The organism is Pseudomonas veronii, from assembly GCF_001439695.1.
GTDB classification, from domain to species: domain Bacteria; phylum Pseudomonadota; class Gammaproteobacteria; order Pseudomonadales; family Pseudomonadaceae; genus Aquipseudomonas; species Aquipseudomonas veronii.
Genome location: NZ_JYLL01000002.1, coordinates 217,080 through 242,069, shown reverse-complemented (window position 1 = coordinate 242,069; position 24,990 = coordinate 217,080). Strand labels below are relative to the sequence as shown.

Sequence of the window (24,990 nt, the reverse complement as noted above, 5' to 3'; positions counted from 1 at the left end):
GGCCCGGTAAATGCGTGAGTACATATGTAGCTGGCTTGATTTTTATAAAACCCAGACAAAGCCAACTCCAAACAAGAATAGTCCGATAGCTTTTTACATTTACTGATCAAAACCCACTTGGCGTTCAAATACAGCACCCGTAACTTCGGTGCGGCGCAAAGCGGTCACGACTACTTTCCGATCACTCGCACCTTATCAACTTATTATTTTCCAAGGATACTGAAATGCCTGGTATTGATAATGCCCCCCATACGCACATGACGACAACTTGGCAAAAACAATTTTCTTATAACGAAATTCTAGACCGGTTCGAGCCATTAAGCAGCCTATCGCCCGAACAACAGCGCGAGTTGGAGGTACGCCCGGAGCTGAATCCTAACAATAAAGAATACTGGGAAAGCCGAGCTGGGGAGTACGATGCCGGGACACTGCCGCCCTGTTGCGACCTAGACCCGACGACCTCGGCGTTCCTGGAACTGCTGGACAACATCCCCGGCAGGACCATCGAGACCGGCCTGGGCGTGTCCGCCAACGATGTACGCAGCGGCAAGTTTGGAGCGTTATCGCACAGCGCACTCAGGGAACTGGAAAAACTGGATAAGAACCAAAACTACCAATTGGTCTCTCGCGTTAAAGAGGAGAATGACTCAATAAGCGGATCATTGGCATGGTTCCCTGAAAACGGCGGCAGCCCCATTGAAATCGAAAGTTCTACAGAGGGGACGGTATTTCCGCCCAATGGCTCAGCGTTGCTTGAACATATCGACTTATCAATGCTTATACCCACCTATAACAACGAAGGGGTTTCTGCCAACGAACTGAGATCCGGAAAGTACGGGCGTCTTCCTCCGGAGATCAATCAGAGCCTTGAAAAACTGCAGAATCATAAAGACTACGCACTGACCACACTCTTTTCCCCCCCACCCAATGAAGCGCCTTACATGGCCTGGGTTGAGAAAGAAACAGATGACACCGTGCTCATCCATCAAGATCCAAGCTACGCGATGTATTGACGCCGCCGTGTCACCCCTCGCAGAAAAACCCTGGACATGGCGTCTATCGAGCAGCGTGTTCAGGGGTTTTGCCCTCCTTGCCCAAACCATAATCCCGCAACTTGTTGGCAATCGTTGTATGGGAGACGCCCAAGCGCTTGCCCAACTGCCGACTACTGGGATGTTCGGCATACAGACTTTCCAGCACGGCCTTTTCAAACCGGCCGACGATGGCTTCCAGGCCGCCCTCCAGAGAGAAATCGCCAAGCGGCTGACGCACGCCATAGTCCGGCAGACGAATGTGTTCAGCCTTGACCGTCCCGCCCTCACACAGCGAAACCGCCTGGAACAGGACGTTTTCCAGCTGCCGTACATTGCCCGGCCAGTGGTAATGACTGAGTCGCTCCATGGCCGCCGAAGCCAATTTGGGCAACGGGCAGCCGATCTGCCGGCTGGCTTGATCGAGGAAGTGTTCCACCAGCGGCGCCAGGCCATCGAGGCATTCGCGCAGCGGCGGGATATGCAGCGACAGCACGTTCAGGCGGTGATAAAGGTCCTGACGGAATTCGCCCCGCGCGCAGAGTTCCGAGAGGTCCACCTGGGTTGCGCAGATCACCCGCACATCCAGGTACACCTCTTCATCGCTGCCGACTCGGCGAAAGCAACCGTCCTGCAGGAACCGCAGCAACTTCACCTGCAGGCGTGCGCTCATTTCCCCGACGCCATCAAGAAATAGCGTACCGCCCGCCGTCAGCTCCAGCAGCCCCAGCTTGCCCTCGGCCCGTGCCCCTTCAAAAGCGCCGGGGCCGTAGCCGAACAGCTCGGTCTCGGCCATCGACTCCGGCAAACCGGCACAATTGAGCGCCATCAACGGCGATTGGCCACGAGGGCTGGCCAAGTGACAGGCGCGGGCAAGCAGCTCCTTGCCGGTGCCGGTTTCGCCTTCTATTAGTAGCGGCGCATCCAGCGGCGCCATGCGTCGGGCCTCACGGACCACGGCAGCCATGACCTTGGAACTCTGGAAGATGCTGTCGAAGCCACGCAGCTCCTGCTTGCGCACATTGTAGATGCGCTCACCGACGCGGTCGGCACGGTGCAGGGTCAACACTGCGCCGGCCATGGCTTCGCTGTCGTCGTGTTCGGCGGATTGCAACGGCGCGATGTCCGCCAGGAATACGTCACCCTTGACCTTGACCCGCAGGCCATTGATCCGCGATTTGCTCGCGCGCACCAGTTCCGGCAAGTCGAAATCCTCGGCGTAACGCGACAGCGGGATGCCCGGCACCTCGTCCACCCGCACCCCGAGCAACTGCGCGGCCGCGCGGTTAGCGGCGACGATCGAGCCGCCCATGTCGATGGACAGCACCGGAAACTCCAGGGCCCCGAGCAACGCATTGAGCTCCATGTGCCGACGTTCGCTGGGCATGAGCCCCACACGCTTTACGCCAAACACCCCGGCAATCGCCTCGAACTGCGGGCGCAACGCCTGGAATTGCATGTTCACCAGATTCGGACAGAACAGGTAGATGGCATTGCCATGCTCACCGCCGACCTCGCCCTTGGCGACGTTGACGCCGTACTCCACCAACAGGTTGAGAATGTCCCGCAGGATGCCGATGCGGTTCTGGCAATGCACTTTGATACGCATGAAAAGGCCCGAAGAAGGGTAGGCGCCGCGTCTTTTTGTCGCTGGGCGCAGATAGTCGTCAAGATTATGTGACAGTCAGCCGTCTTTTCACAGCCCAACACATCAATGAACGGCCATTCCGTAACGAATACTTTACGAATATCGGTAAATTTTCCTACGGTCCCCTTGCGCAGGCCGCTGGAATCTCACCCCAATCGGGTTATCAATACGTACATCGCAGGACATAACAAGAACGAATGCCTAGCAGGAGAGCCGTATGAAGCAGACGCACTACGTGGCCCGCGAGCCCGATGCGCAAGGTTTTATCCACTACCCGCCGGAAGAACACGCGGTGTGGAACACCCTGATCACACGCCAGTTGAAGGTGATCGAGGGCCGGGCCTGCCAGGAATACCTGGACGGCATCGACAAGCTCGGCCTGCCCCTGGACCGCATCCCGCAACTGAGCGAAATCAACACGGTGCTGGCCGAGACCACCGGCTGGCAAGTCGCCCGCGTGCCGGCGCTGATCCCCTTCCAGACGTTCTTTGAGTTACTCGCCAACAAGCAGTTTCCGGTGGCGACTTTTATTCGCACCCGCGAAGAACTGGACTACCTGCAAGAGCCGGATATTTTCCACGAGATCTTCGGCCACTGCCCGCTGCTGACCAATCCCTGGTTCGCCGAATTCACCCACACCTACGGCAAGCTCGGCCTCGCGGCCACCAAAGAGCAGCGCGTGTACCTGGCGCGCCTGTACTGGATGACCATCGAGTTTGGCCTGGTGGATACGCCCGCAGGCCGGCGCATCTACGGTGGCGGTATTTTGTCGTCGCCCAAGGAAACGGTGTACAGCCTGTCGTCCGAACCTGAGCACCAGGCCTTCGACCCGCTGGAGGCGATGCGTACACCGTATCGCATCGACATCCTGCAACCGCTATATTTTGTCTTGCCCGAGCTCAAGCGCCTGTTCGATGTCGCCCAGGAAGACATCATGGGCATGGTCGAGCGCGGCATGCAGTTGGGTCTGCACGCACCGAAGTTCCCACCCAAACCCAAAGCGGCGTGAACCGTAGGTTTTGATACCAGGTGAATCTGTTCCCTGGCCCCGCGTTGCTTTAGGGTGACGCCACTGACGACCGTTTTCCAGACACTCGAATTCAGGACCCCCCACATGACCACCTTGAACCAAGCCCACTGCGAAGCCTGCCGCGCCGATGCCCCGCAAGTCAGCGATGAAGAACTGCCGGTGCTGCTCAAGCAGATCCCCGACTGGAACATCGAAGTCCGCGATGGCGTCATGCAACTGGAAAAGGTTTTCCTGTTCAAGAACTTCAAGTTCGCCCTGGCCTTTACCAACGCCATGGGCGCCATTTCCGAAGCCGAAGGTCACCACCCAGGCCTGCTCACCGAGTGGGGCAAGGTCACGGTGACCTGGTGGAGCCACTCCATCAAAGGCCTGCACCGCAACGACTTCATCATGGCCGCGCGCACCGACGAAGTGGCCAAGGATGCCGAGGGCCGCAAATAATGCACTTCGATGCGATTGGCCGCGTGCCCGGCGACCCGATCCTCGGGCTGATGGACCTGTATGCCCAGGATGCCAACCCGAACAAGTTCGACCTCGGCGTGGGCGTGTACAAGGACGACCAGGGGCTGACACCGATCCTCCCTTCCGTGAAACTCGCCGAGCAGCGCCTGGTGGAGCAGCAAACCACCAAGACCTACATTGGCGGCCACGGCGACGCTGCGTTCGGCAGATTGATCAGCGAACTGGTGCTCGGCGCCGAGTCCACGCTGCTGCGCGCACACCGTGCCGGTGCGACCCAGACTCCAGGCGGCACCGGCGCCCTGCGCCTGAGCGCCGACTTTATCGCCCACAGCCTGCCCGGCCGCGGCGTATGGCTGAGCAACCCGACCTGGCCGATCCACGAAAGCATCTTCGCCAAGGCCGGGATCAAGGTCAGTCACTACCCTTACGTCGGTGCGGACAATCACCTGGATGTGAGCGCGATGCTGGCGACCTTATCCACGGTGCCCGAGGGCGACGTGGTGCTGCTGCACGCCTGCTGCCATAACCCGACCGGTTTCGACCTGTCCCAGGCTGACTGGCGCCAGGTCCTGCAGATCGTGCGCGAGCGCCACCTGCTGCCGCTGATCGACTTCGCCTACCAGGGCTTTGGCGACGGCCTGGAGCAGGATGCCTGGGCGGTGCGCCTGTTCGCGAGCGAGCTGCCGGAAGTGTTGATCACCAGCTCCTGCTCGAAGAACTTCGGCCTGTATAGCGACCGTGTCGGCGCGCTGATCGTGTGTGCGGCGGATGCCGAAAAGCTGACGGATGTGCGCAGCCAGTTGGCGAATATCGCGCGCAACCTGTGGTCGACTCCGCCGGATCACGGCGCGGCAGTCGTCGCGACGATCCTCGGCGATGCCAAGCTGAAGGCACAGTGGAGCGACGAAGTAGAAGCCATGCGCTCGCGCATCGCACAGTTACGCGCCGGGCTGGTGGAGGCGCTCGCGCCACACGGGCTGGCCGAACGCTTTGCACATATCGGCGCACAACGTGGGATGTTTTCCTATACCGGCTTGAGCGCCGAACAGGTCAAGCAACTGCGCGAGAAACACAGCGTGTATATGGTCAGTTCGGGGCGAGCCAACGTCGCGGGGATCGATGCGACGCGATTGACGCTGCTGGCGCAAGCCATTGCAGACGTTTCGCACACTTAACCGAAGAAATGCAAAGCCCAATGTGGGAGGGGGCTTGCTCCCGATAGCAATGGATCAGTCGCCAAATACAGTGACTGACACTGCGCGATCGCGAGCAAGCCCGCTCCCACTTGTTGGGCCGAGCCAGGCCTTAACCCGCGACCATCTCCGATTTCAGCTGCGCCTCTTTAGCCTGCGCATCCGCCAACCGATACAACTCGATATGCCCGTCCCAGTGCTCGATCAACGCCGAGCACGACTCCACCCAATCCCCGCAGTTGAGGTAATCCACCTCGCCCACCTTGCGAATCTCCGCATGGTGAATATGCCCGCACACCACCCCATGCAATTCGCGCCGGGTCACTTCATGGGCGATGGCTTCTTCGAAATCGCTGATAAAGCTCACCGCCGTCTTCACCTTGTGCTTCAGATACGCCGACAGCGACCAGTAACCGTAGCCATACCGCGCACGCCAGTGATTCAACCAACGGTTCAACGTCAGGGTGAACTCGTAGGCCGAGTCGCCGAGGAACGCCAGCCAGCGGTGATAGCGCGTGATCACATCGAACTGGTCGCCGTGGATCACCAGGAGATGGCGGCCATCGGCGGTGACATGGATGGCTTCGTCCACCAACTGGATGTTGCCCAGGATCAGCTTGGAGTAGCGACGCAGGAACTCGTCGTGATTGCCGGTGACATAGATCACCTCGGTACCGCGCTTGGCCATGGTCAACAGGCGGCGGATCACGTTGGTATGGGCCTGGGGCCAATACATGCCGCCGCGCAGTTTCCAGCCGTCGATGATATCGCCCACCAGGTACACCTTGTCGGCGTGGTAGCCCTTGAGAAATTGCGCCAAGTGTTCGGCCTGGCAATCCCGAGTGCCCAGATGTACATCGGAAATCCACAGGGTACGAACCCGTTGCTTGCGGCTGGGTGTAGCGAATTCGGCACGGGTCATGGGCATCCCTCGACGGTGTTTTCGCGAGCTTGCGCCCTGGCGATTAATAGCCCATGACAGCTGTGCGTCAGTCTGATGACAGCGCCCGCCGACGGCGAAGCGTTGTAGACTGGCAACCTGCTGCCCAGGAGAGCGCGATGAGAGCGTCCCTCACGCTACGCCACTACATCGAAGCACCCATTGCCCACAGCCATGACCATGCGCAGTTGGTCTTCGGCCTGTCCGGGCACCTGGACCTTGAAGTGGAGGGGCGCGGCAGCCAGGTCCGCGAGAGCAGCGTGATGGTGTTGCCCTTCTCGGCCCACCACACCTGCGGCAGTCGCGATGGCAGCCGATGCCTGGTGCTGGACGTGCCCACCGAACACTGGGTGCTGCAATCGTTGGGCGAGCATGCCGATGCCAGCCGCCGCCTGCTCGACCAACCGGCGCGTCTGGCCCTGGATTCGCGGCAAAGCCAGTTGGTGCAATGGCTGGCGCACAGCCCGGTGGACGACCCGCTGATCGTCCAGCAAGGCGCGGTACTGCTGCTGGCCAGCCTCAATCATCCGCTGCCCCCCAGCGTGCCGGGCCGCCGCCTGCCCTATGCCGCGTTCAATGCACATATCGAACGGCACGCCGCCCATCCTCTGCAAGTCGCGGACCTGGCACGCCTCGCCGACCTGTCGGTAGCGCGCCTGCATGCCCGTTTCATCGCCGAGTGCGGGCAGACGCCCATGGACTTCATCCGCAGTCGCCGCCTGCATAAGGCCTTGGGCCTGTTAAGGGAAACGCCGTTGCCCATCGGCGAAATTGCCGAGCGCGTCGGCTATGCCTCGCAAAGCGCGTTTGCCGCTGCGATGCTGCGCGAATTCGGCGCCGCGCCCAGCGCGCTGCGGCGCACCACAAAATAGCGAGTCCTGCGCTAAAAATCGCCAGTCGGGCGACAGACACTCACGCCCCCAACCTCTAGACTGCGCGCCTGTCACCCCGTTGGTTCAAGGATCCCAATGACTCCCCGCTCAGCCCTCGGCGCCCTGCATATCGGCGCATTGATGTTTGGCCTCACCGGCGTATTCGGCAAACTGGCGGCCGCCTCGCCGACCATCATCGTGTTCGGTCGCGCCGCGTTTGCGGTGATTGCCCTGGCGATCTTTGCGCGGTTCGCCAGCAATGCGCCGTGGAAACAGCTGCAGATGCGCGACTGGCGCCGGCTGCTGATCAGCGGTGTATTGCTGGCGGCGCACTGGGTAACGTTCTTCATCGCGGTCAAAGTCGCCGGCGTGGCCGTCGCCACCCTGGGGTTTACCGCGTTCCCGGCGTTTACCGTGATCCTCGAAGGCTTGATCTTCCGCGAGCGCATCCGCGCCAACGAAGTGCTGCTGGTGGCCCTGGTCACGGTGGGCCTGGTGCTGGTGACACCGGACTTCAACCTCGCCAGCCAAGCCACGGGCGGCCTGCTCTGGGGCATCGCCTCGGGGTTGCTGTTCTCCCTGCTGTCACTGAATAACCGCGCCAGCTCCGGCCGGGTTCCAGCGGTACAGGCGGCGCTGTGCCAGAACGTGGTGGTCGCGCTGTGCCTGCTGCCCGTGGCGGCGCCGGGGCTGGCGGATGTGCGCGCGCTCGACTGGCTGTGGATCGGCCTGCTCGGTGTGTTCTGTACCGGCCTGGCCCACAGCCTGTTTGTCGCCAGCCTCGCGGTGATCAAGGCCCGCACCGCCTCGGTGGTGTTCGCCATGGAACCGGTCTACGGCATCACCGTCGCCTGGCTGCTGTTTGCCGAAACCCCGACCTTGCGCATGCTGCTGGGCGGCGCGCTGATCATCGTCGCCATCGTGCTTTCCGGCCTGCTGGGCAGCGCCAGCCAGGCCAAACAGCCGGCTGCAACGGCCTGATCTATACTCTGCCCATCCGCAACAGTGTGTCGTCGTCGACGGATAAAGACTTCTCGACGACAGCCAGGGTGTTTAACGGTGCTGCAAGCGAGTGGTCACGCCATTAACGCTATGCAGGAGTTGCATCATGGAAACACTTATCAGCTTGCTGGTTCAGATCATCAGCGGTGCCGTCGGCGGTAATCTGGCGGGGATGACCAAGCAGAGCCTGGGCACCGGGCTCAATACCTTCCTCGGCGGTGTCGGCGGCCTGGTGCTGGGCCAGCTCGTCTCGGCGCTGACGGGCACATCCGGCGGCGAAGCCATGGATGTGGCGACGGTCGGCAGCAACATCGTCGGCGGTGGCGTCGGCGGCCTGGTGCTGACGTGGGTCGTCGGTTTCATCAAGAGCAAGATGGCCGCCAAGTAGGGGCGCATCGCCCGGTCACCGCCCCTGTGCGGCGGTGACCTTCACGCCTTGCGATCGTTGTGCCCCAGGTCGCGCTGCGGGTCGATCTGGTCGCGCACGCGCTGCTTGAGCACCTTGGCCTCCGGAAAGCCGCCATCGGCCTTGCGCTCCCAGATCTGCACACCGTCGCAGGTGATGCGAAAAGCGCCGCCGGTAGCCGGTTCCAGCGCCACTTTGCCCAGGTCGTCGGCAAAGGTACTCAACAGTTCCTGGGCCAACCATGCGGCGCGCAACAGCCACTGGCACTGGGTGCAATAGGTGATGACGATCTCGGGTTTATTCGGCGACATAATTTGACAGGTTCCTGGCGTAACGGGCTGGGAGGGTCGGGTGGCTATAATACCGGCCTTTATCGTCCAGCCCCGAGATTCATGATGCGCCGCCTGTTGTCCTGCCTGTTGCTGTGCCTGCTGCCCCTTCTTGCCGAGGCGGTTGAAACCCCACGCCCGAAAATCGGCCTGGTGCTGTCCGGCGGCGCCGCACGCGGGCTGGCCCACATCGGCGTGCTCAAGGCCCTGGAGGAACAAGGGATTCATATCGATGCAATTGCCGGCACCAGCATGGGCGCGGTGATCGGCGGGTTGTACGCGTCGGGCTACAAGATTGATGAGCTGGAAAAGCTCGCACTGGGTATCGATTGGCAGCAGGCACTCTCCGATGCGCCACCCCGGGAGGACGTGCCGTTTCGCCGCAAGCAGGATGACCGGGACTTCCTGGTCAAGCAGAAACTCAGTTTCCGCGACGATGGCAGCCTCGGCCTGCCGCTGGGCGTCATCCAGGGCCAGAACCTCGCGCTGCTGCTGGAAAGCATGTTTGCCCACAGCAGCAACACGCGAAATTTCGACAAGCTGCCGATCCCCTTTCGCGCCGTCGCAACCGATATCACCACCGGCGAAAAAGTGGTGTTCAGCAAAGGCCATCTGCCCCAGGTGATCCGCGCCAGCATGTCGATCCCGGCCGTGTTCGCGCCAGTGGAACTCGACGGCCGACTGCTGGTGGACGGCGGCATGACCGATAACATCCCGCTGGACGTGGCGCGGGAGATGGGCGTCGACATCGCCATCGTGGTGGACATCGGCACGCCGCTGCGCTCGCGCAAGCAACTGGCCACGGTGGTGGACGTGCTCAACCAGTCCATCACCCTGATGACCCGGCGCAATTCCGAAGAACAACTCAAGGCCCTGCACCCCAAGGATGTGCTGATCCAGCCGCCTCTGGCCGCCTACGGCGTCACCGACTTCGGCCGCGCCAAGGACATGATCGACGCCGGCTACCGCGCCACCCGCGCCCTCGATGTGCGCCTGGCCCACCTGCGTCCCGCCGAGCCGATCGACCCGGAACTGGTGGCCGCGCGCGCGCCGGGCGAACGGACTCCGATCATCACTGCGATCAGCGTGGAGAACGACTCGAAAGTCAGCGACGACGTGATCCGCTATTACATCCACCAAGCCCTCGGCGAGCCGCTGAACCTGAGCCGCCTGCAAGTGGACATGGGCACCTTGTATGGCCTGGATTACTTTGAACAGGTGCAATACCGCGTGGTGAAAAAAGGCCACGACAACACCCTGGTGATCAGCGCACGCGGCAAACGCAGCGGCACCGACTACCTGCGCCTGGGCCTGAACCTGTCGGACGACATGCGTGGCGACAGCGCCTTCAACCTCGGCGCCAGCTACCGCATGAATGGCATCAACCGCCTCGGCGCGGAATGGCTGACGCGGGTGCAGATCGGCGATCGGCAAGAGCTGTACAGCGAGTTCTACCAACCGATGGACACCGGCTCGCGCTATTTCGTCGCCCCTTACCTCAAGGCCCAGGCGCAGAATGTCGAACTGATTCTGGACAACGACCCCATCTCCGAATACCGCCTGGAACGCTACGGTTTCGGCCTGAACGTCGGGCGCCAGATCGGCAACAGTGGCGAGCTGCGTTTCGGCGTCGGCGAAGCCTGGGGCAAGGCGGATGTACGCATCGGCGACCGCGACCTGCCAAGCGTGAGCTTCAGCGAAGGCTTCTACGAACTGAAGTACTCCTTCGACTCCCTGGACAACGTGTACTTCCCCCACACCGGCGAAGACATCGGCCTGGCTTGGCGCGAATTCGAACCGGGGCTGGGGTCCGATCAACGCTACCGGCAATGGGAATTCAAGCTGGACAAGGCCATGAGCCACGGCCCGGACACACTCGTACTGGGCGGCCGCTACGGACGCACCATGGACAATACGGACGTGGTGATATCCAGCTTCCTACTGGGCGGCGCACGGCAGCTGTCGGGCTTCCGTCAGGACGCGATCTCGGGGCAGAACGTCAGCTTGATGCGCGCCGTGTACTACCGCCGCCTGACGCCGCGCTCATACTTGCCGCTGGATTTCCCGCTGTACCTGGGCGCGTCGCTGGAACGCGGACGGGCGTGGAACAACGACAATGAGTTCGACAGCGGTTACATCAACGCCGCGAGTATTTTCCTGGGCTTCGACACACCGTTGGGGCCGCTGAATTTCAGCTACGGGTTCAACGACGACAATCAGCAGGCGGTGTACCTGAACCTCGGCCAGACCTTCTGAAACGCTGACCGTAAAAACCAAGATGGGAGCTGGCTGGCTTGCGATGGCGGTATTTCAGTCGCCAGATCAATTGACTGAATGTCCGTTATCGCAGGCAAGCCAACTCCCACCTATTCGATCTCTGTTGCGCCTGACGTCAGGACTTTTCCAGATTCGCCAGAATGTGCCCGTGCACGCGCATGCACACCCGCAGGTCCTCTTCATTCACGCCCACGAACAACTCATGGCGTAATGCAGTGGCGATGGTTTCAATCTGCTCGATCAACGGTCGGGCGCTGTCACACAGCAGGATGCGCTTGGCGCGCCGGTCTTCCACCACCGCCTGGCGCTGCACCAACCCTTGGCTTTCCAGGCTGTCGAGCAAGCGTGCCAGTGTCGGCCCTTCGACGCCGACACTTTGTGCCAGCTCACGCTGCGTCGGCGCCTCTTCGAAACGCGCCAAGTGCAGCAGCACCAGCCAGCGTGCCTGAGACAAGCCCAGCCCCGCCAAACGGCGATCCAGTTCGGCGCGCCAACCTCGGGACATTTGCGCCAACTGCATGCCAAAACGGTGTTGATCGGTTAACGGCATAAAAAACTCATGGTTTAGACTGAAAACAAAGTATGACTAATTATTAGTCAGCTAAGCATGAGCCATGTCAGTAGGCAAGCGCTCGTCTGTACTGATTCGTTTCATCGTCGCAATTGGCACACTAAATTTCGAACTCAGACTGCAACGCGGCACGCACACAGTACAAAACACCCTCGGGAACCCGCCCCGTGAACAGCGGTGCAATCTCCGCAACTGGTGGCAGTTCGCCTTCACCGTCCAGGAAAGCATCCTGGATTTCACCGAGCAAATCTTCTGGCAAATCAAGGGCCTGCTCTAACGATAACTGTTGCTTACCGATGGATTCGGCCAGCAGCGTGTAGACGTTTTTTTCCGAGCATTGCAACTGGCCAGCGATCTGGATCGGGGTCATGCCGGCCCGCGCCAGGCTGATCAATTCGTGGCGAATATCGGCAATTTCCTTCGGCGCTTCGGCCTGGCCGCCGAGCACTTCGAGGAAGGCCTGGCCATAACGTTCCAGCTTGCGTGCGCCCACGCCACTGACCCGGCCCATTTCGGCCAGGGTGGTCGGCTGCTCGCGCAACATCTCCAGCAAGGTCGAGTCGGGGAAAATAACGTAAGGCGGCACGCTGTGTTCCTGCGCCAGTTTGCGCCGCAGGGCGCGCAAGGCTTCCCACTGTTCACGCTCCTCGAAGCGCACCAGTTGGCTGGCCTGGCTGGTACTGCTCTTGGCGGTGGTCTGCGGCTTGAGGTCGCGGCGCAGTTCCAGGCTCACTTCCCCCTTGAGCAACGGCCGGCAACTGTCGTTCAGGCGCAGGCCGCCGTAGCCTTCGATGTCGATGTCCACCAGGCCGCGCGCGACCATCTGGCGGAACAGCGATCGCCATTCGCCTTCGGCACGGGCCTTGCCGACGCCGTAGACCGAGAGTTTCTCGTGGCCGAAGCTGCGCACCTTCTCGTTGTCCTTGCCCAGCAACACATCCACCAGATGGCCGACGCCATAACGCTGGCCGGTGCGGTAGATGGCAGACAAACCCTGGCGCGCCGGTTCAGTGGCATCCCAGGTTTGCACGCCGTCGACACAGTTGTCGCAATGGCCGCAGGGTTCGGGCATGTCTTCGTCGAAATACGCCAGCAAGGTCTGGCGGCGGCAACGCGTCTCTTCGCAGAGTGACAGCATGGCGTCGAGCTTGTGCTGTTCCAGGCGTTTGTGGCGCTCGTCACCTTCGGAGTTCTGCAGCATTTGCTTGAGCATCACCACGTCTTGCAGGCCGTAGACCATCCACGCATCGGCCGGCAGGCCATCACGCCCGGCGCGCCCGGTTTCCTGGTAATACGCCTCGAGGGACTTGGGTAGATCCATATGGGCCACGAAGCGCACGTTGGACTTGTCGATGCCCATGCCGAACGCGATGGTTGCCACCATGATCAGGCCTTCCTCGTTGAGGAAGCGCTTCTGATGATAGGCACGCAAGTCGTTGGGCAAGCCTGCATGGTAGGGCAGCGCCGGATAACCCTGCTCGCACAGGAAGGCGGCCACTTCGTCGACCTTCTTGCGCGACAGGCAATAGACGATGCCCGCATCGCTGCGCCGCTCGGACAGGAACGCCAGCAACTGCTTGCGCGGCTGCTCCTTGGGCACGATGCGATAGAAAATATTCGGCCGGTCAAAGCTCGACAGGAAGCGCTCGGCGTTCTGCAAATGCAGACGCTCGACGATTTCTTCGCGAGTGCGCTTGTCGGCGGTGGCGGTCAGGGCGATACGCGGGACGTCGGGGAACAGTTCCGCCAACTGCCCCAACTGCAAATATTCGCGACGGAAATCATGCCCCCATTGCGATACGCAGTGCGCTTCATCGATGGCGAACAGGGCGATTTCCAGGCTCTGCAAGAAGGCCAGCATGCGCGGCTGCACCAGGCGCTCGGGGGCCAGGTAAAGCATTTTCACTTCGCCGCGCTTGATACGCGCGGCCAGGTCGCGCTGCTGTTCGGCGCTGAGCGTGGAGTTCAATGCGGCGGCAGCAACGCCGAGTTCCTCAAGGGTCGCCACCTGATCGTCCATCAGCGCGATCAACGGCGACACCACCACGGCAAGGCCGTTACGCAGCAACGCCGGCACCTGGAAACACAACGACTTGCCACCGCCGGTCGGCATCAGGACGAGGGCATCACCGCCATTGGCCACGCGCTCAATGATTGCACCCTGGCGGCCACGAAAACTGTCGTAGCCGAAGATGTCCTTGAGGACGCGTTGAGCCTGCTCGAGCATGTAAAACTCCAAATATCGCCGAAATCCCTCCATACAGGCTGGCCGAAAAAGCGCGTATCTACGGAAAATAATCCGTAAGCGAAGTTTTCTCGGGTTGGCGCTGGCCTGCAGGGGGCATCACAAAACGCGGCAGTATACCCGAGCGTCGGCCGGCAAAGGGCGCGGCTGACGAACAGCGGCCGCTATCTAAAACCGGCCAAATATGCAGTGTGGCTGGCCTGGGCGCTCAAGAAAGCCTAGAATTCAGCATCGTTTATTCCCAAGGTAGTCCTTCAATGTCCTTCGCTGAGCAACTAACCCGCCTGCAAGCCTTCCTCGACGCCGATGAGCTGCATGACGAGGCGCTGGACTACGTGGCCGCCCACGGCTACCTGACCGCCCTGTCGATTTCTTCCGACATCGTGCCGGACCGTGAGTGGATCGACGCCTTGTTCGCCGAAGAGCCTCATTACGCTGACGCCGCCCAGCGCGAAGAGATCGAAGCCACCCTGCTCGCCCTCAAGGCCCACATCGGTCGCCAACTGGCCTCCGACGAGGAATTCGAGCTGCCGTGCGACCTCGACCTGGGCGAAGAGCCGGACGACTCCGACCTGCGCGGCTGGTGCATCGGCTTCATGGAAGGTGTGTTCCTGCGCGAAGCCGCCTGGTTCGAAACCGCCGAAGAAGAAGTCAGCGAAATGCTGCTGCCGATCATGGTCGGTTCGGGCCTGTTCGACGACCAGCCGGAGTTCTCCGACATCGCCGCCGACGCCAATCTGATGGACGACATGATCGTACAGATCCCGGAAGCCCTGACCGCCCTGTACCTGCTGTGCAACGCCCCCGACGAAAAACCGGCGCTCCTCAAGCCACGTCACCACTGAGTCGCACGCCCGTGATCGCCATGGGCAAGCGCTCGCCGCTCCTGCGTTACGCACTGCTGGCCATCGGCTGGCTGAGCGTAGCGCTGGGGGTGATCGGCATCTTCCTGCCGGTATTGCCCACCACCCCCTTCCTGCTTCTTGCCGCCGCCTGCTTCGCGCGCAGCTCCCCGCGTTTCTACGCCTGGCTGGTGGAACACCCGCGCCCGGGCCCATGGATTCGCGACTACCTGGACGGCAATGGCATCCCGCTCAAGGGTAAGGTCTACGCTATCGGCCTGATGTGGCTGAGTATCGGTTTTTCCTGCTACCTGGTGCCTCTGCCGTGGGCCCGCGGCTTCATGCTGACCAGCGCGGTGCTGGTGACGATCTACATCCTGCGCCAGAAAACCCTGCCGCCGCGCTGAGCCTCTTTAACACCGTGCCCTGCGACATTAGTGCTCACAAGACCTTGGTCGACACTGACTAATCCCCAGGCATCATGCGAGACTGTCCAACCGGGCCCGAAATGCCTGGGCGTGTTTCTGTCCGGAGTTACCATGACGCTGTCCAGCGGGCTGATCGCCGCCGTTGCCTTGGCCTATATGGCCATTATGTTTTCCATCGCCTTTTACGGTGACCGCCGCCATGCGCCGTTGCCGCCGCGCATGCGTGCCTGGGTGTACAGCCTGTCGCTGGCCGTTTATTGCACCAGTTGGACCTTCTTCGGCGCCGTAGGCCAGGCGGCCGAACAACTGTGGGCGTTTATACCTATCTACCTGGGACCGGTGCTGTTACTGGTATTCGCCCCCTGGGTCCTGCAAAAGATGATTCTGATCAGCAAGCAGGAAAACATCACCTCCATCGCTGACTTTATCGCCGCACGCTACGGCAAATCCCAGTCGTTGGCGGTGGTGGTCGCGCTGATCTGCATGGTCGGCGTGTTGCCTTACATCGCCCTGCAACTGAAGGGCATCGTACTCGGGGTGAACCTGCTGATCGGTGCCGGCGCGGATGCCACCGGCACCCGCGCCCAGGACACGGCGCTGATCGTATCGCTGGTGCTGGCGCTGTTCACCATTGTCTTCGGTACGCGCAACCTCGACGCCACCGAACACCACCGTGGCATGGTGCTGGCGATTGCCTTCGAGTCGCTGGTCAAGCTGTTCGCGTTTCTCGCGGTCGGCGTGTTTGTGACCTACGGCCTCTACGACGGTTTCGACGACTTGTTCAGCCAGGCGATGCTGGCACCACGCCTGGAGGAATACTGGAACGAAACCGTCAACTGGCCAACGATGGTGGTACAGACCGGCGTCGCGATGATGGCGATCATCTGCCTGCCCCGGCAGTTTCACGTCACCGTCGTGGAAAACATCGACCCCCAGGATTTGCGCCTGGCCAAATGGGTTTTCCCTGCGTACTTGATCCTCGCCGCGCTGTTTGTCGTACCGATCGCCCTCGGCGGCAAAATGCTCTTGCCCGGCTCGGTGCTACCCGATTCCTACGTGATCAGCCTGCCCTTGGCCGAAGCCCATCCAGTCCTCGCCCTGCTGGCGTTCATTGGCGGCGCGTCGGCCGCCACCGGCATGGTGATTGTGGCGAGCATCGCGTTGTCGACCATGGTGTCCAACGACATGCTGCTGCCTTGGCTGTTGCGCCGCTCCAGCGCGGAACGGCCGTTTGAAGTGTTCCGCCACTGGATGCTCTCGGTACGCCGCGTCAGCATTGTGCTCATCCTGCTGCTGGCGTATGTCAGCTACCGATTGCTCGGCTCCAGCGCGAGCCTGGCGACGATCGGCCAGATTGCCTTCGCCGCGGTGACCCAACTGGCACCTGCCATGCTCGGCGCGCTGTATTGGAAACAGGCGAATCGACGCGGCGTGTTTGCCGGCTTGGCGGCAGGCACGTTCCTGTGGTTCTACACCTTGGTCCTACCGGTTACCGCGAAAAGCCTGGGCTGGTCGCTCAGCCTTTTCCCCGGCCTGACCTGGTTGCATTCCCACCCGCTCGGCTTGCCCCTCACGTCGCTGACCCTGGGCACCGTGTTCTCCCTGGCGGGCAACTTCACACTGTTCGTCTGGGTCTCGATGCTTTCGCGTACCCGGGTGTCCGAACACTGGCAGGCCGGGCGCTTCATCGGCCAGGAAACCAGCCAACGCGCCAGCACTCGCTCCATGTTGTCGGTCCAGATCAGCGACCTGCTGAGCCTGGCCGCGCGCTTTGTCGGCGAAGAACGCGCGCAGCAGAGCTTTATCCGCTTCGCCTATCGCCAGGGCAAAGGCTTCAACCCCAACCAGAATGCCGATAACGATTGGATCGCGCATACCGAACGCCTGCTGGCGGGTGTACTCGGCGCCTCTTCGACTCGCGCAGTCGTAAAGGCCGCGATTGAAGGTCGGGACATGCTGCTGGAGGACGTAGTACGGATCGCCGACGAAGCCTCCGAAGTGCTGCAATTCAATCGGGCCCTGCTGCAAGGCGCCATCGAAAACATCACCCAGGGCATCAGCGTGGTGGATCAGTCCCTCAAGCTGGTGGCGTGGAACCGCCGTTACCTGGAGCTGTTCAACTACCCCGAGGGATTGATCAGCGTCGGCCGGCCGATTGCCGACATCATTCGCTATAACGCCGAGCGCGGCTTGTGCGGACCGGGTGAGGCCGAAGTGCATGTGGCGCGACGCCTGCACTGGATGCGCCAAGGCCGCGCGCACACCTCCGAACGCCTGTTCCCGAATGGACGGGTGATTGAACTGATCGGCAACCCGATGCCCGGTGGCGGTTTCGTCATGAGCTTCACCGACATCACCGCGTTCCGCGAGGCCGAACACGCACTGACCGAGGCGAACGAGGGCTTGGAACGACGGGTCACCGAGCGGACACACGAGCTGTCGCAGCTAAACATGGCGCTCACCGATGCCAAGGGCGTGGCCGAGTCCGCGAACCAATCGAAGACGCGCTTTCTCGCAGCGGTCAGCCATGACCTGATGCAACCGCTGAACGCTGCACGCCTGTTCTCCGCCGCCCTCTCCCACCAGAACGACGGCCTGTCGAACGAAGCCCGGCAACTGGTGCAACACCTCGACAGCTCGCTACGTTCCGCCGAAGACCTGATCAGCGACCTGCTGGACATCTCGCGCCTGGAAAACGGCAAGATCAACCCGCAACGCCAGCCGTTCGTGCTCAACGAACTGTTCGACACCCTCGGCGCCGAATTCAAGGCGCTCGCCCAGGAACAAGGCCTGCGCTTCCGCTTGCGCGGCAGTCATTTGCGCGTGGACAGTGACATCAAGTTGCTGCGCCGGATTTTGCAGAACTTTCTGACGAATGCTTTCCGCTATGCCGACGGCCCAGTGCTGCTGGGTGTACGCCGACACCAGGGCGAGTTGAGCCTGGAAGTCTGGGATCGCGGCCCCGGCATTCCGCAGGATAAACAGAAGGTGATTTTCGAGGAGTTCAAACGTCTGGACAGCCACCAGACCCGCGCTGAAAAGGGCCTCGGCCTGGGCCTGGCGATTGCCGATGGCCTGTGTCGCGTATTGGACCATCGCCTGAGCGTGCGCTCATGGCCGGGCAAGGGCAGCGTATTCAGCGTGCGCGTGCCGCTGGCTCGCAACCAGACCAGCACACCGGTCAAGACCGCGCAGGAAACCGGTCTGCCCCTGAGCGGCGCGCGGGTGCTGTGTGTGGATAACGAAGAAAGCATCCTGATAGGCATGCGCAGCCTGCTGACGCGCTGGGGCTGCGAAGTATGGACCGCCACCGACCAGGCACAGTGCGCGGCGCTGCTGGCCGACGGCGTGCGCCCACAACTGGCGCTGGTGGATTACCACCTGGACCACGGCGAAACCGGCACGGAGTTGATGGGCTGGCTACGCACACAGTTGGCGGAGCCGATTCCCGGCGTGGTCATCAGCGCCGACGGTCGTCCGGAGATGGTGGCGCAAGTGCATGCGGCGGGGCTGGATTATCTGGCCAAACCGGTGAAGCCGGCGGCGTTGCGCGCCTTGCTCAGCCGGCATCTGCCCCTTTGATCAGCCACCTATTCGGGCAGGTGCGCCACCCCGTCGGAGTCGGTCATTGCCCGCTCCAGCAGGTCGGCGGGCAAGCTTTTGCTGGCGCGGGCGCCGAGCAACCTTAACTGTTCGGTGCGGCTGACCAGATTACCGCGACCATCTGTCAGCTTATTCCGCGCTGCGCTGTAAGCCTTATCCAATTGCTGCAGACGGTTACCCACTTCATCCAGGTCCTGGATAAACAGCACGAACTTGTCGTACAGCCAGCCGGCGCGCTCCGCGATTTCCCGGGCGTTCTGGCTCTGGCGTTCCTGCTTCCACAGGCTGTCGATGACCCGCAGGGTGGCGAGCAAGGTGGTGGGGCTGACGATGACGATATGACGGTCGAAGGCTTCCTGGAACAGGTTGGGCTCAGCCTGCAAGGCCGCCGAAAAAGCGGCTTCAATCGGCACGAACAGCAACACGAAATCCAGGCTGTGCAAGCCCTCCAGGCGTTTGTAGTCTTTACCGGCCAAGCCTTTGACGTGATTGCGCAGAGACAGCACATGCTGTTTGAGCGCCGCTTGGCCGATCACCTCGTCGTCCGCCGCCACGTACTGCTGATAGGCCGTCAGGCTGACCTTGGAGTCCACCACCACCTGTTTGTCACCGGGCAACATGATCAGCACGTCCGGCTGGAAGCGCTCACCGTCCGGACCTTTCAGGCTGACCTGGGTCTGGTACTCGCGGCCCTTCTCCAGGCCGGCGTGTTCCAGCACGCGCTCAAGGATCAGTTCACCCCAGTTGCCCTGGGTCTTCTGGCCTTTCAGCGCACGGGTCAAATTCGTGGCTTCGTCCGACAGACGCAGGTTCAGTTGCTGCAGGCGTTCAAGCTCCTTGCCCAGGGAAAAGCGCTCGCGGGCTTCATTCTGATAGCTTTCTTCGACACGCTTTTCGAAGGACTGGATGCGTTCTTTCAAGGGATCGAGCAACTGTCCGAGGCGCTCCTGACTGGTTTCGGCGAAGCGCTGCTCGCGTTCGTCGAAAATCTTCCCGGCCAGTTCGGCGAACTGCGCCCGCAATTCGTCCCGCGAGCCCTGCAGGTCGGCGAGGCGTTGCTGATGGCTGTCCTGTTGCTCGCGCAGCTCCGCACGCAAGGCCGCCGATAACGCGTCGAGGCGACGCAGTTCGGCTTCCTTGGCGCTGCGGTCGAGGTTCCAGGCGTGGGCGGCGTCGCGGGCATTGTCGCGATCGATCTGCAGCAATTCGACTTCGCGGCGCACGGCGGCCAGGTCTGCCTGCTTGGCGGCGTTGGCCTGGCTGAGGTCGCTGATTTCGTCACGGCTGGCGTCCAGTTGGGCCGCCAACCCTTCCTGGGCCAGTTGCGCGGTGGTCAGGCGCTCTTCAAGCAATTCCCAGCCGGCCATGCGCGCGGCCAGACGGCGCTGAAGCTGCCAGCACACGGCCAATAACGGCACTGCCGCGCCAGCAAGTCCCAGGGCAATACTGGTCCAGTCAAAAGCCATAGCCATGTCTGCCATCACCGAAAAAGAGCAAGGTTAACCAAGCAAGGGGGTTGAGGACAGCTCAGTCTTCGACCTGGCCCAATTCACGCTGGGCGCGGCGGTCACCGGCACGGGCAGCCAGGCGCAGCAGGTCGTGGCCGATGCGGCGGTCGCGGGCATTGTCGCATTCGCGGCACATCAATTGGCCGAGTCGGCTTTGCGCTGCGACCACGCCATCACGGGCCGGCTGTTTGAGCAAGCGCCCGGCAAAATGTTTGATGTTGGTGCTGTGACCAAGACGCGGGCTGTCGAGCAACCACAAGGCCACTTTCAAGGAGAAACGTTTGGGTGGGGTAACAACCGGAGGGGTGTCGGTAACAGAAGATGATACTGAGCGAAACTTCATAAAGCACTGCGGGACAGAACGGAAGGCGCGCCACTCTACTCTTTTTTTCGTACAGGTAAAGCCGAAAAAACCCTGCACGCCCGTGCTAGAGCAAGCGCTCGGGACAATCCACAGAAGCTGTGGATAACTCAGTGGACAACCCACCTTTAACTCGCGCAAAGCCCCATGGAATGGGGGCCGCAGTCAAACTGACGATTTTTTCACCAATAAAAAAAAGCGATATTTTTCATTGACTTAAATTTTCATTACAGGCAAATGGGGCCCGATGGAAACACTTGACAGAACGGTGACACATACCGTGAACAATGTGTACAAGTCCCTTTGCTCCGGTTATATCGCCAAGGTTTTTTGATCCGACACGGCTTGAATATGTTACCGGCACGGCCAGGCAGGGACTTTTCAAATTCAATGCGGGTCGCCACACTGCCGCACCTACAACGCAACCATGTACGGGTCGATGAAAGGAATTCTGTTATTCACCGTGTTGCTGCTGGCCATTTGCGCGACCTCCCTGGGAATCAACGCCGCTCTGCCTTCGCCGGACGGCGCATTGTTTGCGATCGCGATCCTGCTCTCCGCCGCGTTCACCGCCGCCAGCCTGTGCATCGAGTTGGGCGAGGGCCGGATCAATGACATGGGCGATGTCATGAAAATGATCGAGACCGGCCAGTCCCTGCGCCTGACCCTGGCCGCGTATGCGCTGGGCTGCTCGCTGGCGGCAGCCGTCACGGTGCTGGTGTATCACGGGGTGCTGGAGGGCTGACTGAAGTTTTTTTACCGATACGCTTCCATTCCCCGCTTCGATCCGTTACTATCCGCGGCGTTAGTACCAAGCTGAAAGTCAATTCTGGTCGAACAACTCCCCTGAACAACACGGGATCGACCACCTTGATGGTTTCCAGGTATCACTTGCGACGACACAGCCTTTGAACTAGCAAAGGGTGTCGCGAAGTCTCAATACTCTGACCGAACCAACCTGCCAATTGATCAGGATCTTCACCCCGGGCCCAGAACCTTAGCCCCTGTTGTGTTGCCTGCCCTCCTAAGTACCTACCTGCCAGCCCAAGCGCGCCTAAACTATTAGCGCTTCAAACTGGCTGCTTTGTTCCAGTCGGGTTCTTCGTTCGATCAATAGTGATCGACGTCACTGGAACGTTTTAACGTTGCGCGGTTCTTAACCGTGTCATTTGTAGGAACACCCATAATATGTCCACTCAAATCCATACTCAGGACGCCATTCGCGCCCTCACCAACGCTTTTGCACCAATGAACTGCCTGATCATGGCCGCTCGCAAAGGCTGCTTCAGCTTCACCCTGGTCAACGAACACGGCATCGCTCGTCACAGCGAACGCCTGTACCCCGATCAATACTCCAGCGCAGAGCCGCTGCAGGCCGTGATCGAGCGTACCCGTCAGGCACTGATTGCCTGATCGACCGAAGTTGCTGAAACCCAAAAACCCTGTTTAACAAGCAGGGTTTTTTATTGCCCGGTATTCAGGTTTTGAATATTTGCACTCAGCACGAATAGATATAAACGTTATAACTGAATAAAGAAGATGTTTTTAAAACAGTCCTTTACACCACGAATATGACACTACACTTCAACTCAAGCGGCATGATCCGCTTCCGACGGGCCTGAGATCCGATCCACCGCTGCCAAGCCCCCACCCGCTCAGGCTTCGTCGACCACTTTCACGGATAGAGGCGAGTATGGGTATCGCTGCCAGCGAATTGTGTCGTTATGTGATCAGGCCGACGCTTGTTTACCTCGGGCGCCACGACCAGACCGCTGAATCCCTGCTGCTGGGTATTGCCGCCAGCCAGTCGGAACTTGGCTCCGCCTTGCACGACCGTCGCGGCCACGGCCTCTACAGCATCTCCGACCAGCGTCACCGCGCCTTATGGGACACCTACCTGGCGCTGGACCCCGAACGCGCCAGCCTGGTACGCGGCTTGGCCAGCCAGCACGCCTTCCTTGGCGCGCCCCAGCTTGAGCTGACCGTCAACCTGCGTTATGCCACCGCCATCGCCTGGTTACTGGTGGAACAACAGCGCCCCGCCTTGCCCGAACCGGGTGACATATTGGCCATGGCGCGTATCTGGAAAGAAATATTTCACCCTCAAGGCCGTCTTCGCGATTTCACCCACGCCTGGAAAACCTGTGTTTCATCCATGAATCAGGTGACCTGCTGATCGGGCAATTTACAAAATCCGGTAAAATGCGGCGACTTTGGTAGGATTGTCCTACAAAACGGCTCTATCTCCTGTGTTACAGCCTATAGCGCGATGTGTAATTTGTTGATACTTTCCGCTGCGGTGATCACACGGAGTTCTAATAATGAAAAAAGTAATGCTCAAGACCACACTTAGCCTCGCCGTTGCCATGGCCTCTTCCCACGTCTTCGCAAGTGGCTTTGCCCTTAACGAACAAGACGTCGCCGGGATGGGTACGGGCTTCGCAGGACGCTCTTCTACCGCCGAAAACGCAAGCACTGTCTACGGTAACCCTGCTGGTATGGCTCGCCTGGAAGGCCAACAAATTACCGGTGGTTTCGCGGTGATCGATGCCTCCACCGATATCAAAGATGCCGGCGGCCGTTCCAGCGGGACCAACAAAGGCGACATGGTGCCTTTCACTGGCGTACCTTTCGGTTTCTACACCAACAAACTCAACGATCAATGGTCTATCGGCTTCGGTGTTTATGCACCGTTCGGCCTGAAAACCGACTACGAAAGTGGTTTCCAAGGTCGCGGGTTTGGTAGCAAGAGCGAAGTATCGGTCATCACCTTCCAACCGACTGTCAGCTACGCGTTCAATGATCGCGTGTCCATCGGTTTTGGTCCGACCATCAACCGTATCGACGGCACCCTGGAATCGCGGCCGAGCCTGGCTGGCCTGGGGATGCCAGGCGACAACAAAGTCAAAGTCAAAGGCGACGACACCGCCCTGGGCTTTAACGCCGGTATCCTGGTTCAAGCCACCGATACCACTCGCGTCGGCCTGACCTACCACTCGGCAGTGAAGTACAAACTCGAAGGCCACACCGACGTCACCAAAGCGTCCACGGTTCCATCACGAGTGCTGGCCAATAACCGCTACGACGCCTCATTGAAAGTCGACACGCCTGAATCCTGGGACCTGTCGGTGACTCAAGACCTCAGCGACGCCTGGAAACTGTATGCGGGTGCGACCTGGACTCGTTGGAGTCGCTTGAAAGACATCACCATCAAAAACGAAGGTGTGACAGCGGCTAGCGGAGGCGCATTGGCACCTGCGCTTGTCGGCACTATCACTGAACCGCAGAACTGGCACGACACCTGGGCTTACGCCTTGGGTACCTCGTATCAGGTCACCAAGCAGGTGGTACTGCGTACCGGCCTGTCCTTCGACCAGTCGCCAACCAACAACACCGATCGTTCGCCGCGCATTCCTACCGGTGACCGGACCATCTTCAGTGTTGGTATGGGTTACGCAGTGACGGAAGACCTGACCGTTGACGTGGCTTACTCCTACCTCAAGGAAGAGCCGGTCAAAGTCAACAAATCCAACGCACTGGGTTCCTACAGCTCCAAATACGAAAACAGCGCCAACGGTTTCGGCCTGGGCGTGACTTACAAGTTCTGACCTGCTTGCGCATAAAAAGCCCCGCTCTCCGGTAAAGGAGGCGGGGCTTTTCAATGGGTAACGATCAGGGTTTCGACGCCAACGCTGCCTCTACCGCCTTGAGCAAGTCCGGACTGTCCGGCTTGGTCAGGCTGGAAAAATTGGCGATCACCTTGCCCTGGCGATCCACCACGTACTTGTAGAAATTCCACTTTGGCGCGCTGCTCTGCTGCGCCAGCACCTTGAACAGATGCACTGCGTCCGGCCCCTTGACCGCCTGCGGCTCGGTCATGGTGAAGGTGACGCCATAATTCACGTAGCAGACCTTGGCGGTTTCCTCGCCGGTCTTGGCTTCCTGCTTGAAGTCATCGGACGGCACACCAATCACTTCCAGCCCCTGGTCCTTATAGCGCTGGTACAGAGCCTCAAGGCCTTTGAATTGCGGCGCAAAGCCGCAGAAACTGGCGGTATTGACGATCACCAAAGGCTTGCCGGCAAAGCGCTGGCACAGGTCGATGGATTCCTTGGCGCGCAACTTGGGCAACTGCCCCTCCAGCAACGGCGGGCAACTGGCGGCCATCGCCGCACCGCTAAAAGCAGCCATCAGGACGGGTACTGCAAGCCAGCGCATCTGCATGTCGTGTGTCCTTCAAAA

General features: G+C 60.7%; 23 protein-coding genes. 15 read left to right on the top strand and 8 right to left on the bottom strand.

The window, feature by feature from the left end:
- Positions 1-224 precede the first annotated feature (224 nt).
- Positions 225-1,013 (top strand): hypothetical protein, encoded by a 789-nt coding sequence (locus TU80_RS03595; RefSeq protein WP_057003859.1) that lies wholly within the window; start codon positions 225-227, stop codon positions 1,011-1,013.
- Positions 1,014-1,056: 43 nt separating this feature from the next.
- Here the strand turns inward: TU80_RS03595 and TU80_RS03590 are convergent, their stop codons facing one another.
- Positions 1,057-2,640 carry a sigma-54-dependent phenylalanine hydroxylase transcriptional regulator PhhR gene (locus tag TU80_RS03590; RefSeq protein ID WP_017845359.1) on the bottom strand — a complete coding sequence of 528 codons (1,584 nt, stop codon included), beginning with the start codon at positions 2,638-2,640 and terminating at the stop codon, positions 1,057-1,059.
- Positions 2,641-2,896: 256 nt separating this feature from the next.
- Between TU80_RS03590 and phhA the strand changes: the two genes are divergently transcribed.
- From phhA to TU80_RS03575, 3 genes are all read left to right on the top strand, one after another.
- Positions 2,897-3,688 (top strand): phenylalanine 4-monooxygenase, encoded by a 792-nt coding sequence (gene phhA, locus TU80_RS03585; RefSeq protein ID WP_046382503.1) that lies wholly within the window; start codon positions 2,897-2,899, stop codon positions 3,686-3,688.
- Between the two features lie 105 nt (positions 3,689-3,793).
- Positions 3,794-4,150: a 4a-hydroxytetrahydrobiopterin dehydratase gene (locus tag TU80_RS03580; protein WP_017845357.1), complete on the top strand. Its 357-nt coding sequence runs from the start codon at positions 3,794-3,796 to the stop codon at positions 4,148-4,150.
- A complete protein-coding gene (locus TU80_RS03575; protein WP_017845356.1) occupies positions 4,150-5,346 on the top strand; it encodes an amino acid aminotransferase in 1,197 nt (398 codons plus the stop codon). The genes TU80_RS03580 and TU80_RS03575 overlap by 1 nt, the downstream gene beginning before the upstream one ends.
- A gap of 130 nt (positions 5,347-5,476) precedes the next feature.
- On the opposite strand, the gene TU80_RS03570 is transcribed toward TU80_RS03575, so the two are convergent.
- Positions 5,477-6,286 carry a UDP-2,3-diacylglucosamine diphosphatase gene (locus TU80_RS03570; protein WP_057003858.1) on the bottom strand — a complete coding sequence of 270 codons (810 nt, stop codon included), beginning with the start codon at positions 6,284-6,286 and terminating at the stop codon, positions 5,477-5,479.
- Positions 6,287-6,423: 137 nt separating this feature from the next.
- On the opposite strand from TU80_RS03570, the gene TU80_RS03565 reads away from it, so the two are divergent.
- From TU80_RS03565 to TU80_RS03555, 3 genes are all read left to right on the top strand, one after another.
- Positions 6,424-7,176, top strand: coding sequence for an AraC family transcriptional regulator (locus tag TU80_RS03565; RefSeq protein WP_057003857.1), 753 nt, complete (start codon positions 6,424-6,426; stop codon positions 7,174-7,176).
- 96 nt (positions 7,177-7,272) lie between these two features.
- Positions 7,273-8,157 carry a DMT family transporter gene (locus TU80_RS03560; RefSeq protein WP_046382500.1) on the top strand — a complete coding sequence of 295 codons (885 nt, stop codon included), beginning with the start codon at positions 7,273-7,275 and terminating at the stop codon, positions 8,155-8,157.
- Between the two features lie 127 nt (positions 8,158-8,284).
- Positions 8,285-8,566 carry a hypothetical protein gene (locus TU80_RS03555; RefSeq protein ID WP_046488286.1) on the top strand — a complete coding sequence of 94 codons (282 nt, stop codon included), beginning with the start codon at positions 8,285-8,287 and terminating at the stop codon, positions 8,564-8,566.
- Positions 8,567-8,607: 41 nt separating this feature from the next.
- Here TU80_RS03555 and TU80_RS03550 read toward each other — a convergent pair whose 3' ends face one another.
- Positions 8,608-8,895, bottom strand: coding sequence for an Rdx family protein (locus TU80_RS03550; RefSeq protein WP_017845351.1), 288 nt, complete (start codon positions 8,893-8,895; stop codon positions 8,608-8,610).
- Between the two features lie 84 nt (positions 8,896-8,979).
- Here TU80_RS03550 and TU80_RS03545 point away from each other — a divergent pair, with 84 nt between their 5' ends.
- Positions 8,980-11,169 (top strand): patatin-like phospholipase family protein, encoded by a 2,190-nt coding sequence (locus tag TU80_RS03545; RefSeq protein ID WP_057003856.1) that lies wholly within the window; start codon positions 8,980-8,982, stop codon positions 11,167-11,169.
- A 136-nt stretch (positions 11,170-11,305) separates the two neighbouring features.
- Here the strand turns inward: TU80_RS03545 and TU80_RS03540 are convergent, their stop codons facing one another.
- Together TU80_RS03540 and recQ are read right to left on the bottom strand one after the other, a co-directional pair.
- Positions 11,306-11,740 carry a MarR family transcriptional regulator gene (locus TU80_RS03540; protein ID WP_017845349.1) on the bottom strand — a complete coding sequence of 145 codons (435 nt, stop codon included), beginning with the start codon at positions 11,738-11,740 and terminating at the stop codon, positions 11,306-11,308.
- Positions 11,741-11,861: 121 nt separating this feature from the next.
- A complete protein-coding gene (recQ, locus tag TU80_RS03535) occupies positions 11,862-13,988 on the bottom strand; it encodes a DNA helicase RecQ (protein WP_017845348.1) in 2,127 nt (708 codons plus the stop codon).
- A gap of 275 nt (positions 13,989-14,263) precedes the next feature.
- Here recQ and TU80_RS03530 point away from each other — a divergent pair, with 275 nt between their 5' ends.
- From TU80_RS03530 to TU80_RS03520, 3 genes are all read left to right on the top strand, one after another.
- Complete coding sequence (locus tag TU80_RS03530; protein ID WP_017845347.1) at positions 14,264-14,851, top strand: UPF0149 family protein; 588 nt, start codon at positions 14,264-14,266, stop codon at positions 14,849-14,851.
- 20 nt (positions 14,852-14,871) lie between these two features.
- Positions 14,872-15,255, top strand: a complete 384-nt coding sequence (locus tag TU80_RS03525; RefSeq protein ID WP_057003912.1) for a YbaN family protein — start codon at positions 14,872-14,874, stop codon at positions 15,253-15,255.
- A 132-nt stretch (positions 15,256-15,387) separates the two neighbouring features.
- Entirely contained in the window at positions 15,388-18,858 is a 3,471-nt protein-coding gene (locus TU80_RS03520; protein WP_057003855.1) for a hybrid sensor histidine kinase/response regulator, read from the top strand.
- Positions 18,859-18,866: 8 nt separating this feature from the next.
- Here the strand turns inward: TU80_RS03520 and TU80_RS03515 are convergent, their stop codons facing one another.
- Both TU80_RS03515 and TU80_RS03510 read right to left on the bottom strand, forming a co-directional pair.
- Complete coding sequence (locus TU80_RS03515; RefSeq protein ID WP_164887036.1) at positions 18,867-20,231, bottom strand: DNA recombination protein RmuC; 1,365 nt, start codon at positions 20,229-20,231, stop codon at positions 18,867-18,869.
- A 175-nt stretch (positions 20,232-20,406) separates the two neighbouring features.
- A complete protein-coding gene (locus tag TU80_RS03510; RefSeq protein ID WP_057003854.1) occupies positions 20,407-20,730 on the bottom strand; it encodes an SEL1-like repeat protein in 324 nt (107 codons plus the stop codon).
- A 457-nt stretch (positions 20,731-21,187) separates the two neighbouring features.
- Here TU80_RS03510 and TU80_RS03505 point away from each other — a divergent pair, with 457 nt between their 5' ends.
- From TU80_RS03505 to TU80_RS03490, 4 genes are all read left to right on the top strand, one after another.
- Complete coding sequence (locus tag TU80_RS03505; RefSeq protein ID WP_057003853.1) at positions 21,188-21,493, top strand: hypothetical protein; 306 nt, start codon at positions 21,188-21,190, stop codon at positions 21,491-21,493.
- A gap of 443 nt (positions 21,494-21,936) precedes the next feature.
- Positions 21,937-22,161 (top strand): hypothetical protein, encoded by a 225-nt coding sequence (locus TU80_RS03500; protein ID WP_017845341.1) that lies wholly within the window; start codon positions 21,937-21,939, stop codon positions 22,159-22,161.
- Positions 22,162-22,441: 280 nt separating this feature from the next.
- A complete protein-coding gene (locus tag TU80_RS03495; RefSeq protein ID WP_046382493.1) occupies positions 22,442-22,924 on the top strand; it encodes a hypothetical protein in 483 nt (160 codons plus the stop codon).
- A 145-nt stretch (positions 22,925-23,069) separates the two neighbouring features.
- Positions 23,070-24,356, top strand: coding sequence for an OmpP1/FadL family transporter (locus TU80_RS03490; protein WP_057003852.1), 1,287 nt, complete (start codon positions 23,070-23,072; stop codon positions 24,354-24,356).
- A gap of 64 nt (positions 24,357-24,420) precedes the next feature.
- Here the strand turns inward: TU80_RS03490 and TU80_RS03485 are convergent, their stop codons facing one another.
- A complete protein-coding gene (locus tag TU80_RS03485; protein WP_017845338.1) occupies positions 24,421-24,972 on the bottom strand; it encodes a glutathione peroxidase in 552 nt (183 codons plus the stop codon).
- Positions 24,973-24,990: the final 18 nt, after the last annotated feature.